This window comes from Proteus sp. G4380 (genome assembly GCF_963885725.1).
GTDB classification, from domain to species: domain Bacteria; phylum Pseudomonadota; class Gammaproteobacteria; order Enterobacterales; family Enterobacteriaceae; genus Proteus; species Proteus mirabilis.
Genome location: NZ_CAWPAV010000037.1, coordinates 46,119 through 58,202 on the forward strand (window position 1 = coordinate 46,119; position 12,084 = coordinate 58,202).

Genomic DNA, 12,084 nt, shown 5'->3' on the forward strand with positions numbered 1-12,084 from the left:
GAGTTTATATATATGCCTTTTACTCTTGGTCAACGTTGGATTAGCGATACAGAAAGCGAACTTGGACTAGGTACTGTTGTGGCAATTGATGCCCGTATGGTGACCTTACTTTTTCCTGCATGTGGCGAAAATCGTCTTTATTCCCGCCATGATGCCCCAATAACGCGGGTGATGTTTAATGTGGGGGATACTGTCACCAGTCATGAAGGCTGGAAGCTCGCCATCGACAACGTTGTGGAAGATAATGGCTTACTTATTTATCACGGCGTACGTTTAGATACCGAAGAGCCAGCACAACTGCGTGAAGTATTCTTAGATAACAAACTCACTTTTAATAAGCCACAAGATCGTCTTTTTGCCGGTCAAATAGACCGTATGGATCGTTTTGCTTTACGCTATCGTGCGCGTAAATTTATGAGCGAACAGTTTAAGCAAGCACAAAGTGGTCTACGTGGTATTCGCGCAAGTCTTATTCCTCATCAGCTCTATATTGCTAATGAAGTGGGTAAACGTCATAATCCACGCGTTTTATTAGCGGATGAAGTTGGGCTGGGTAAAACTATCGAAGCGGGTATGATAATCCACCAGCAAATCATGGATGGACGCGCTGAGCGTGTTTTAATTATCGTTCCTGAAAGCTTACAACATCAGTGGTTAGTTGAGATGTTACGTCGTTTCAACCTACGTTTTTCACTGTTTGATGATAGCCGTTATAGCGAATCTTTATTAGATAGCGATAATCCTTTCGAAACAGAGCAGATGATCATTTGCTCATTAGACTTTGTGCGTAAAAACAAACAACGCTTTGAACACCTTGTTGAAGCGACTTGGGATATGTTAGTTGTCGATGAAGCCCACCATCTGGTATGGAGTGAAAAGGCACCAAGCCGAGAATACCAAGTTATCGAAACGCTGGCTGAAGCGATCCCTTCTGTATTGTTATTAACCGCAACACCGGAGCAACTTGGTCAAGAAAGCCATTTTGCCCGCTTACGTTTGCTCGATCCTAATCGTTTCCACGATTACAACGAATTTATTAATGAACAACAAAAATATCGCCCCGTAGCCGATGCGGTAACCATTTTGCTTTCAGAAGATGATTTAAATAACGAACAGCAAAATAGCATCAGTGAGATGATCAGCGAGCAAGATATAGAGCCGTTGCTAAAAGCCTCTAATACCCAAGGTGAAGAGCGTACAAAATCTCGCCAAGCACTTATTCATATGTTGATGGATAGACACGGTACGGGTCGTCTGTTATTTCGCAATACTCGCTCCGGCGTCAAAGGCTTCCCTAACCGACTGTTGCACGCAATAAAAATGCCACTACCAACTCAGTATCAAACCGCCATTAAGGTGGCTGAGATTATGGCAGCGAAAAAGAGCCTCGAAGTACGAGCAAAAGAGATGCTCTATCCTGAACGTATCTACCAAGAGTTTGAAGGTGAAAATGCCACATGGTGGAACTTTGATCCACGCGTTGAATGGCTACTAGGCTTTTTAACCGCCAATCGTCATGAAAAAGTATTAGTCATTTGTGCTCAAGCCGCCACAGCATTGCAATTAGAACAAGTTTTACGTGAACGTGAAGGTATTCGTGCTGCAGTATTCCATGAAGGGATGTCTTTACTTGAACGAGATCGTGCAGCCGCTTATTTCGCCTCAGAAGAGGAAGGCGCACAAGTGTTACTATGTTCTGAAATCGGTTCAGAAGGGCGTAACTTCCAATTTGCTAATCAACTAGTGATGTTTGATCTCCCCTTTAATCCTGATTTATTAGAACAACGTATTGGTCGTCTTGATCGTATCGGTCAAAACCGCGACATTGATATCAGTGTGCCTTATCTTGAAGGAACCGCTCAATCTGTTCTATTACGTTGGTATCACGAAGGGTTAGATGCATTTGAACATACCTGCCCGACGGGTCGTACAATTTATGACAACGAATATGATGCGCTAGTCAATTATCTTGCTCAACCTAATGAACTAGGTGATTTTGATAAGTTTATCGTTTCTTGTCGTAAGCAACATGATGAGATGAAACTCAAACTAGAACAAGGTCGTGACCGTCTATTAGAAATGCACTCTAACGGCGGTGAAGTTGGCGTTGAGTTAGCGAATAAGATTGCAGAGCAAGATAACGATCCCGATCTGGTTAACTTCGCCTTAAACTTATTTGATATTGTGGGCATTAACCAAGAAGATCGTAGTGATAGCTTAATTGTATTAACGCCATCAGATCATATGTTAGTTCCTGACTTCCCTGGATTACCGCAAGATGGTTGTACAATTACCTTTGATAGAGAGCACGCACTCTCTCGTGAAGATACGCAATTTATCAGTTGGGAACATCCTATTATCCGTAATGGTTTAGATTTAGTCTTATCTGGTGATACAGGTAGTTGTGCGGTTTCTTTATTGAAAAACAAAGCATTACCTGTAGGTACGCTATTAGTTGAACTGATTTATGTCGTAGAAGCGCAAGCCCCTAAACATCTTCATTTAACTCGCTTCTTACCGGCAACTCCAGTACGCTTATTACTTGATTTAAAAGGTAATAATCTTGCATCACAAGTTGAATTTGAAAGTTTTAACCGCCAATTAAATGCGGTAAATCGCCACACATCCAGCAAATTGGTCAATGCGGTACAAAATGAAGTTCATCATGTACTAAAAGCATCTGAATCCTTAATGGAAGCGGAAGCGAAAACGCTAATTGAACAAGCGAAGCAAGAAGCTGACAACGCATTAACACATGAGTTATCACGCTTAGAGGCATTACGTGCCGTTAACCCAAATATACGTGATGACGAAGTTGAAGCAATTGAAAATGAGCGTACGCATATTCTTAACCACTTAGATGAAGCGACATGGCGCTTAGATGCGATCCGTTTAATTGTTGTTACCCACCAATAATCACTGTTAAAACGGGGGAAAGCTTTATCTCCCCCGTTATTTTGCTGAGATATCCACTATGATGGAAGTTTATAACCCCCCCACTGATCCTTGGTTACACGTTTTATATCAAGATGAGCATATTATTGTTGTTAATAAACCCAGTGGATTGCTATCTGTACCCGGCAAAGCGCTAGAACATCACGACAGCATTATGTCGCGTATAAAAGCCGATTTTCCTGATGCGGAATCTGTTCATCGCCTTGATATGGCCACGAGTGGTGTGATGGTTGTTGCGCTTAATAAAGCCGCCGAGCGTGAATTAAAACGCCAATTTCGTGAACGAGAGCCGAAAAAAACCTATATTGCCCGTGTCTGGGGAAAGCTTGAAAAACCACAAGGGTTAGTAGATCTGCCGTTGATCTGCGATTGGCCTAATCGACCTAAGCAAAAAGTATGTTATGAAACAGGAAAGTCTGCACAAACTTTTTATGAAGTGTTGGAATATGAAGAAAATGCAACGCGGGTAAAACTATCACCAATAACCGGACGCTCCCATCAGCTACGGGTTCATATGCTAGCATTAGGTCATCCTATTTTAGGGGATCGTTTTTATGCTCATCCGCAGGCAAGAGCACTCGCACCTCGCCTGCAGTTACATGCTCAGGAATTATTTATTACGCATCCGGCCTTTCATTCACCGATACATTTTGAATGCCTGGCAGATTTTTAACCTGTCTTACGACACTAAAACGGTCACCGAACTTAGTGAAGCAAGGAGCAGACAGAGCGCTAATCCTATTACCCCAACAAGAACACGGACGTTTGACATTGATATAGTTCCTTTTATAAGAGAATGAGAGTGAAATAATTAAATTTCACTTATATTTTACCGTGACAAATAATAATCTCAACTAAGACTGAGTTATCTTCATCACGGATTAATTCTCTCTTTTCTCATCTTTATTTACAAGATGTTAACGAAATCCTTTTTCTTTTTTAATCAAATCGTAAGCAACTTGGATAGCTTGTGCTTTTTGTTTTGCAATTTCCATCATCTCCGGTGGTAAACCTTTTGCAACCAATTTATCAGGATGATGTTCTCCCATTAATTTTCGATAAGCTCTTTTTATTGTTTTAACATCATCACCCTCTTTAATACCTAACACTTTATAGGCGTCAGAAAGCGTTGGGCCTTGAGTTTGTGGCTGATAATTTTGCCCTTGTTGATAATGAAAACTTTGCCCCGCCTGCATCATGGCTAATATATGTTCAAAACGGGCGCGAGAAAATCCGAGCTCATCAATAATAATAAACAGCATTTTACGTTCGTTAGGATGTAACTGCCCATCAGCAAATGCGGCTTGTAATTGAATTTCCAGAAACATCTGCAGTAAATCACGGCGACCAGCACAAATTTGGCGAACACGTTGTAAGGTGGCTCTAAGTGGGAAATCAACCTCTTTACCTTCTCGAAACGCCTGTTGTGCTGCTTGACGTGCTGCCCCATGTAAATTCATTCTATCCATTAACGTACTGGCTAATGTGATATCGGTTTGTGTCACTCGTCCTTTGGATTTGGTTAAATGCCCTAAGACTTGGAATGTGGCAGCAAAGAAATAGGCTTGTCTATCACGATTATAGCGCCCACCATAGCTTAATTTACTTCTTTGTACGTCATAAAGGTGTCCTAGAAAAACCCCAATCACAATGCCCCAAAAGCCGATCCCGGCAAAACTACCGATGATAAGGCCTAATAATTTTCCCCAATAGCGCATAGACTCCTCAAATCTTCAATGCCCTGCTCACAATTTTGCATTATCATACTATTCATTTGCTTTCACACCTAACATCAAGCAAGCTCAAATAAACTTTTTCTTAAAATGATGAGGTTTTCGCTAGCTGCTTGCACAGAGATAATGCTGTTTTCGTTTAAATTGTGTTAAAGTAAAATAAGTGACCAAACGAATAACTTTAGCGTTGTTATGCAGCACGAAATACCGCACAAGCGCGGTGTTTTTTTGTTTCTAATAAAGCTATAAACCGATTTCAACATAGAAACATCGAAAAAAGGGAACTGCTCTTTTTTCGGTTACCGTTAGAACAATGTTCAGGACGTTGGGCTAGTGTTGCATAACTCCCTGCGTTAGTTTCTCGCTATTTAGCAGTAGAAGCCACTGATGACGGAAGCACATAAATACTCATGAAAAAAAGTTATCCCACACTGCTGGCCACCTTAGTTTGGGCCACAATTTATGCTCAGCCTGCATATGCTGATCTTGCCTCTCAATGTTTACTGGGAGTCCCTGTTTATAATAAGCCATTAGTCGAAGGCGATCCTAACTCATTACCTGTCACCATTACGGCTAAGGATATGCAAGGGGAATACCCACGCATGATCCAATATAGAGGCAATGTGGACATTAAACAGGGAAATCAAACATTAAGCGCAGATAATGTTGAGTTGACCCAAACAGAAGGTGAAACACCATTAAGAATGGTCACCGCGACAGGTAATGTCTCTTATGATGATCCACAAATCATCTTAAAAGGCCCACGTGCTTGGTCTAATCTAAATAATAAAGATACTGATATCGAAGAAGGTAAATACCAAATGGTGGGCCGACAAGGCCGTGGCTACGCGAATAAAATGCAAATGCGTGGCGAAAACCGCTATACCATTATGGATAAAGGGATGTTTACCTCTTGTCTACCCGGCGACGATAGTTGGAGTGTTGTCGGCTCTGAGGTTATCTTAGATCGTGAAGAGCAAGTAGCAGAAATTTGGAATGCGCGTTTTCGTGTTGCTAACGTCCCAGTTTTCTATAGTCCTTATCTGCAATTACCGATTGGCGATAAACGTCGCTCTGGTTTCTTAATTCCTAATGGTAACTATTCTCGTAGTTCTGGGTTTGACTTCCAACTGCCTTACTATTGGAATATTGCCCCTAATTATGATGCGACTATTACCACGAATTATATTAGTCGCCGTGGTTTAAAGCTCGATAATGAATTTCGTTATTTAACAAAACCGGGTCGCGGTACTATTGCGGTTGATTGGATCCACCACGACAGTCAATACAATAAAGATAAAGCAGACGAAAAAGCGGGTTATCTGGCGCGTGATTCTGCTACACGCTGGTTATTCTATTGGGGTCACAGTGGGGTGATGAACAATGTGTGGCGCTTTAATGTTGACTACACAAAAGTCAGTGATAACAAATATTTCACTGACTTTACTTCGCAATATGGTAATACCACTGATGGTTATGCGACGCAAAAATTCAGTACCGGTTATGCTCAGCAAAATTGGAATGCCACATTAACCACTAAACAGTTCCAAATTTTCTCAGATAATAAAGATGCAAGGGCTTATCGTGCTGAGCCGCAGCTTGATCTTAATTATTATAAAAATGATATTGGCCCATTTGATTTTCGTACTTATGCACAATTTGTCCGCTTTACCAGTGTCGGAGAAAACACCCCTGAAGCGAACCGTTATCATATAGAGCCAACCATTTCCTTACCTGCCTCCACTGGCTGGGCAAGCTTTAATAATGAGTTTAAATTGATGGCGACTCATTATGATCAAGATATTCCTGATGCTTATAAGAAGAAGTATCCACATCAAAAACTTGATGATAGCGTCAACCGCGTACTACCACAATTTAAGTCAGATATGAAAGTGGTATTTGAGCGCCAATATGACACTAACGATATTACGCAAACGTTAGAGCCACGAGTACAATATCTGTATGTACCGTATAAAGATCAGTCTAATATCAATAACTTTGACTCAGCGCTATTACAATCCAACTATAGCGGACTTTTCCGTGACAGAATGTACGGTGGTCTAGATCGCATTGCTTCTGCAAACCAATTAACGGCAGGTGTTACTTCACGTTTTTATGACAGTGAACTGGTTGAACGTTTTAATATTTCTGTTGGTCAAATCTATTTCTTTGAGCGTCCTAAAACAGGTTCATCGAATGAAATTATCAATAGCAAAGATGAAACCGGATCTATGGTATGGGCAGGCGATGCATATTGGCGCATTACTGATACTTTAGGTATGCGTGGTGGTTTACAATATGACCGTCGTTTAGGCAGTGTCTCTATGGGTGATGCGATTATGGAGTATCGCCGTGATAGCGACCATCTCTTACAATTGAGCTATCGTTATGTAGACCGTGATTATATTCAAGCAACACGGGTTCGCCCTTATGATGGCGGGGTCAATCAACTACCAGAATACCAAAAAGGCATTTCTCAAATTGGTGTTGTCGGCAGTTGGCCTTTAGCAGAACGTTGGGGACTGGTCGGCGCTTATTACTTTGATACCAAAGATTCAGAGCCAGTAAGCCAAATGGTTGGCTTACAATATAACACCTGTTGCTGGGCGGTAAACGTTGGTTATGAACGTAAAATTGTTGGCTGGAAAGAAGACCACAGCGATATTGACAACAAATGGTCAATCAATTTGGAACTCAGAGGCCTAAGTAACAATCATAGTTTAGGTAGTCAAAAAATGCTTGAGCGCGGTATCTTACCCTATCAAAGAGCGTTTTGATTAACCCAAACGACAAAATTGGCTGAATGAATATGTCACCCCGCAAAATGCGGAAAACACATAATGGGAAACTTATGAAAAATTGGAAAACGCTGGTTATCGGCTTAATGATCACGGTTGGTGCAGCCACCAGCACAACCACTTTTGCAGCACAAGAACTCAACCGCGTATCGGCTATCGTCAATAACGGTGTCGTTCTGGAAAGCGACGTCAATAGAATGTTACAAACGGTGCAAATGAATGCCAAAAATGCCGGGCAAGAAATGCCTGATGAGCAAGTTTTGCGCCAACAAATCTTAGAGCGCTTGGTGATGGATAACATCATCTTGCAAATGGCTCAACAGATGCAAATTGATATTCCTGAAGCTGCCGTTGAGTCAACCATTCAAGGGATTGCCGCAGAAAACAACCTGACACTAGAGCAGTTAAAAAAACGTCTTGCTGCCGATGGGATTGCCTATAACGATTATCGTCAAGATATTCGTAAAGAAATGATGTTAGCAGAAGTGCGTAATAACGAAGTTCGTCGTCGTATTACGATTTTGCCACAAGAAGTGGACTCATTAGCTAAACAAATTGAAAGCCAAGCAAGCCAAAGTATTGATCTTAATCTTAGCCATATCTTAATTCCATTATCAGAAAATCCATCACCTGCAGAAATTGAAAAAGCACAGCAAGTGGTGAACCGTATTAAGAACCAGCTAAAAAACGGTGCTGATTTCGGAAAATTAGCTGCCACTTATTCTGCCGATCCACAAGCACTTAATGGTGGTAATATGGGATGGGCATCAATTGATGAGTTACCGACAATCTTTGCTAAACAGCTTGCTAATGCACAAAAAGGTGAAATTGTCGGGCCACTGCAATCAGGTGTTGGTCTACATATTATTAAAGTCAATGATATACGTGGTGCTTCAAAAACCGTTTCTGTGACTGAAGTAAAAGCACGCCATATCTTACTAAAAAGCTCGCCTATCATGAATGATGAGCAGGCTTATGCCAAACTACAGAAAATTTCCGCCGATATTCGTAGCGGTAAAATCAGTTTTGCGGATGCGGCTAAAGAGTATTCTGAAGATCCCGGTTCAGCATTACGTGGCGGTGAGTTAGGATGGTCAATGCCTGATATTTATGATCCAGCTTTCCGTGACGCGTTGATGCGTTTAAACAAAAATGAATTAAGCCAACCTGTGCGCTCTAATTTTGGCTGGCACTTAATTGAACTTGAAGATACGCGTAGCGTTGATAAAACAGATGCAGCGAATAAAGAACAAGCTTACCGCTTACTGTTTAACCGCAAGTTTAATGAAGAAGTGCAAAACTGGATGCAAGAGTTGCGTGCAGGCGCTTATGTGAAAATAATGAACGAGAATAATGCAAACTAAGCTAAAAAAACCCCTCGTTATCACCCCCGGCGAACCCGCCGGGGTTGGTCCTGACCTGATTATTTCATTAGCACAGTCACAGTGGGCACTTCCTTGGGTAGTATGCGCTGATCCTCAATTATTACGAGCAAGAGCACAGCAACTCAATCTCCCACTCACTTTAGTTGAATATTCCCCAGATAATCCACCTACAGCACATATCCCTGGCCAAATTTGTGTACTTGCCGTTGAATTAACCGACCCTTCGGTTGTCGCAGGTACACTTAATACTGCCAATGGCCACTATGTGGTACAAACGCTTGCTCGCGCTTGTGATGGATGTTTAAACGGAGAGTTTTCTGCTTTAGTCACAGGGCCGGTACATAAAGGGGTTATTAATGATGCCGGTGTGCCATTTACAGGGCATACAGAGTTCTTTGCCGATCGTAGCCATTGTCAACGAGTGGTGATGATGCTGGCAACGGACACTTTAAGAGTCGCTCTCGCCACCACACACCGGCCCTTAAGAGAAATTGCTGATGCGATTACGGGTGAGTTGCTTAATGAGATCATCACCATTTTAAACCATGATCTAAAAACCAAATTTGGCATCTCATCACCACATATTTACGTATGCGGTCTAAATCCTCATGCTGGAGAAGGCGGTCATATGGGGCGTGAGGAGATCGATATTATTGAACCCGCATTAGAGCAATTACGCCAACAAGGTATTCAACTTCATGGGCCTTACCCTGCGGATACCTTATTCCAGCCTAAATATTTAACACATGCAGATGCTGTGCTTGCGATGTATCACGATCAAGGATTACCTGTGCTAAAATATGAAGGTTTCGGTCGTGCTGTGAATATCACGCTCGGTCTACCTTTTATTCGTACATCTGTTGATCATGGGACCGCCCTTGAACTTGCAGGTACTAAAAGCGCAGATGCTGGCAGTTTTCGCACCGCATTAAATTTAGCCATTAATATGATACAAAATTGTAATGAATAATAGAGTCCATCAGGGGCACTTTGCCCGCAAACGCTTCGGGCAGAACTTTTTAACAGACAGCTATATTATTGAAAGTATTGTTGAATCTATTTATCCACAACCCGGTGAAGCCGTTATTGAAATCGGTCCTGGTTTAGGCGCGCTTACTGAGCCGGTGGGGGAAAGAATGGATAAAATGACGGTCGTCGAAATTGACCGTGATTTAGCTGCACGCTTAGAAGTTCACCCTACATTAAAAGATAAGCTAACCATTATTCAGCAAGATGCGATGACGATTGATTTTGCCCAATTAGCAAAAGAGCGTCAGCAACCTCTGCGGGTTTTTGGTAACCTACCTTATAATATTTCAACGCCATTAATGTTCCATCTATTTAGTTTTGCTGATGCCATTTCTGACATGACTTTTATGTTGCAAAAAGAGGTGGTTAATCGCCTAGTGGCAAGTCATGGTAGTAAAACTTATGGCCGCTTAAGTGTCATGGCACAATACCACTGCCAAGTCATTCCTATTATTGAAGTGCCACCAAGCTCATTTAAGCCAGCCCCGAAAGTAGATTCTGCCGTTGTGCGTCTGATCCCTTATAAGGAAAAACCCTATCCGGTGACAGATATTGCTATGTTAAGCCGTATCACATCACAAGCCTTTAATCAGCGCCGTAAAACGTTACGTAATAGCTTAGGTGGACTACTTACAGCAGAAGATATGCTGGCATTAGATATTGATCCCACTGCACGCGCAGAAAATATTTCTGTTGAGCAATACTGTAAAGTGGCAAACTGGTTATCATCACAACAGCAACACGCTGAGTGAAATAGCGCACACTAGACCTAGGAGGTATTATGTTTACTTCATCCAAAGTGGCGATACAGGTACAAAGCGTTTACATTGAGAGCCAATCTTCGCCAGAAGAACAGCGCTATGTTTTTGCTTATACCATCACCATACATAACTTGAATAAACATGCTATTCGCCTCCTACGTCGCTATTGGTTGATCACCAATGCACAAGGAAATACCACTGAAGTTCAAGGTGAAGGGGTTGTTGGTGAACAACCTCTGATTGAAGCTGGCTCACGGTATCGTTATACCAGTGGCGCAGTTCTTGAAACGCCGATGGGCACCATGGAAGGTCATTATGAAATGATTGACGCACAAGGACGTCTGTTTCAAATTGACATCCCTGTTTTCCGCCTTGCTATCCCTACATTGATAAATTAATTATGGCTACTTATTTAATTGGCGATGTTCACGGCTGTTATCGTGAATTACGCCAACTTCTCAATCAAGTTAATTTCGACGCCAATCAAGATACACTTTGGTTAACGGGGGATCTGGTTGCTCGAGGACCTGATTCACTTGAAGTTTTGCGTTTTGTCAAAAGCTTAGGCTCAGCGTTAAAACTCGTATTAGGGAATCACGATCTGCATCTACTGGGTGTATTTGCAAAGATTAGTCGTAATAAACCCAAAGATAAGCTTAATGAATTACTCAATGCACCAGATGCTGATGAATTAATTAATTGGTTACGACGTCAACCGCTATTACAAGTTGATGAAGAAAAGAAAATCGTTATGGCACACGCAGGTATTACCCCTCAGTGGGATTTAGCAACAGCTAAAAAATGTGCCCGAGAAGTAGAAGCCATATTAAGTAGCGATAGTTACCCCCTTTTCATTAATTCTATGTATGGTGATATGCCCAATAATTGGTCACCCGAATTAACTGGCTTACCGCGATTACGCTTTAGCACCAATGCTTTTACTCGTATGCGCTATTGTTTTCCTAACGGGCAGTTGGATATGATTTGTAAAGATAAGCCTGAAAATGCGCCTGCGCCATTAAAACCTTGGTTTGATTTACCTAATCAACTACCAAATGATTACAGTATTATCTTTGGCCACTGGGCCTCTTTAGAGGGAAAAGGCACCCCTGAAAACATCTATGCGCTAGATACTGGCTGTTGCTGGGGCGGTGTTCTAACCTGTCTACGTTGGGAAGACAAACGTTATTTTATCCAACCTAGTCTCACACATTTACCATAATTTGGTAGCGTCAAGATAGCATAGGTGTTGATTTATTTTACTATGCTATCTGGGCTATCTACTCTCTTCTGAGAGCCATCACAAAGATAACTTGATTTAAATCAATAGGTTATTTTTTCTCAAAACAAATTAAGTAGCTTTTTTATAACAACAAGCAGAATTCACCGCTATATTGCGCTATTTATTATAGATTATTCTTTA

General features: G+C 41.6%; 9 protein-coding genes. 8 read left to right on the plus strand and 1 reads right to left on the minus strand.

Translation table 11 applies throughout. The annotated features are described in order from the left end of the window. Positions 1 to 12 precede the first annotated feature (12 nt). Both rapA and rluA read left to right on the plus strand, forming a co-directional pair. Positions 13 to 2,916 (plus strand): RNA polymerase-associated protein RapA, encoded by a 2,904-nt coding sequence (gene rapA / locus AACU98_RS02775; protein ID WP_004249485.1) that lies wholly within the window; start codon positions 13 to 15, stop codon positions 2,914 to 2,916. A gap of 58 nt (positions 2,917 to 2,974) precedes the next feature. Continuing rightward, positions 2,975 to 3,628 (plus strand): bifunctional tRNA pseudouridine(32) synthase/23S rRNA pseudouridine(746) synthase RluA, encoded by a 654-nt coding sequence (gene rluA / locus AACU98_RS02780; protein ID WP_004245532.1) that lies wholly within the window; start codon positions 2,975 to 2,977, stop codon positions 3,626 to 3,628. Between the two features lie 244 nt (positions 3,629 to 3,872). On the opposite strand, the gene djlA is transcribed toward rluA, so the two are convergent. Next, positions 3,873 to 4,673: a co-chaperone DjlA gene (gene djlA, locus AACU98_RS02785; protein WP_004245533.1), complete on the minus strand. Its 801-nt coding sequence runs from the start codon at positions 4,671 to 4,673 to the stop codon at positions 3,873 to 3,875. Between the two features lie 425 nt (positions 4,674 to 5,098). On the opposite strand from djlA, the gene lptD reads away from it, so the two are divergent. From lptD to apaH, 6 genes are read left to right on the plus strand one after another with little or no spacing between them, the layout of a single operon-like run. Beyond that, positions 5,099 to 7,465: an LPS assembly protein LptD gene (gene lptD, locus AACU98_RS02790; RefSeq protein WP_004249484.1), complete on the plus strand. Its 2,367-nt coding sequence runs from the start codon at positions 5,099 to 5,101 to the stop codon at positions 7,463 to 7,465. 47 nt (positions 7,466 to 7,512) lie between these two features. Continuing rightward, on the plus strand, positions 7,513 to 8,850 hold the full coding sequence (gene surA / locus AACU98_RS02795; protein ID WP_004245538.1) for a peptidylprolyl isomerase SurA: 1,338 nt from the start codon (positions 7,513 to 7,515) through the stop codon (positions 8,848 to 8,850). Next, the gene (gene pdxA, locus AACU98_RS02800) at positions 8,840 to 9,841 is read left to right on the plus strand and encodes a 4-hydroxythreonine-4-phosphate dehydrogenase PdxA (protein WP_161735479.1); all 1,002 of its coding nucleotides are present in this window, start codon (positions 8,840 to 8,842) and stop codon (positions 9,839 to 9,841) included. The genes surA and pdxA overlap by 11 nt, the downstream gene beginning before the upstream one ends. Beyond that, positions 9,834 to 10,652 carry a 16S rRNA (adenine(1518)-N(6)/adenine(1519)-N(6))-dimethyltransferase RsmA gene (gene rsmA / locus AACU98_RS02805; protein ID WP_004245541.1) on the plus strand — a complete coding sequence of 273 codons (819 nt, stop codon included), beginning with the start codon at positions 9,834 to 9,836 and terminating at the stop codon, positions 10,650 to 10,652. The genes pdxA and rsmA overlap by 8 nt, the downstream gene beginning before the upstream one ends. A 29-nt stretch (positions 10,653 to 10,681) precedes the next feature. Beyond that, the gene (gene apaG, locus AACU98_RS02810) at positions 10,682 to 11,059 is read left to right on the plus strand and encodes a Co2+/Mg2+ efflux protein ApaG (RefSeq protein WP_004245543.1); all 378 of its coding nucleotides are present in this window, start codon (positions 10,682 to 10,684) and stop codon (positions 11,057 to 11,059) included. Between the two features lie 2 nt (positions 11,060 to 11,061). Next, positions 11,062 to 11,883: a bis(5'-nucleosyl)-tetraphosphatase (symmetrical) ApaH gene (apaH, locus tag AACU98_RS02815; RefSeq protein ID WP_004245544.1), complete on the plus strand. Its 822-nt coding sequence runs from the start codon at positions 11,062 to 11,064 to the stop codon at positions 11,881 to 11,883. Positions 11,884 to 12,084: the final 201 nt, after the last annotated feature.

Bases quoted from the DNA above. Each gene is read 5' to 3' on its own strand.
- rluA (WP_004245532.1), top strand. From the start codon at position 2,975: ATGATGGAAGTTTATAACCCCCCCACTGATCCTTGGTTACACGTTTTA.
- surA (WP_004245538.1), top strand. From the start codon at position 7,513: ATGCGGAAAACACATAATGGGAAACTTATGAAAAATTGGAAAACGCTG.
- djlA (WP_004245533.1), bottom strand. From the start codon at position 4,673: ATGCGCTATTGGGGAAAATTATTAGGCCTTATCATCGGTAGTTTTGCC.
- rsmA (WP_004245541.1), top strand. From the start codon at position 9,834: ATGAATAATAGAGTCCATCAGGGGCACTTTGCCCGCAAACGCTTCGGG.
- lptD (WP_004249484.1), top strand. From the start codon at position 5,099: ATGAAAAAAAGTTATCCCACACTGCTGGCCACCTTAGTTTGGGCCACA.
- apaH (WP_004245544.1), top strand. From the start codon at position 11,062: ATGGCTACTTATTTAATTGGCGATGTTCACGGCTGTTATCGTGAATTA.
- pdxA (WP_161735479.1), top strand. From the start codon at position 8,840: ATGCAAACTAAGCTAAAAAAACCCCTCGTTATCACCCCCGGCGAACCC.
- apaG (WP_004245543.1), top strand. From the start codon at position 10,682: ATGTTTACTTCATCCAAAGTGGCGATACAGGTACAAAGCGTTTACATT.
- rapA (WP_004249485.1), top strand. From the start codon at position 13: ATGCCTTTTACTCTTGGTCAACGTTGGATTAGCGATACAGAAAGCGAA.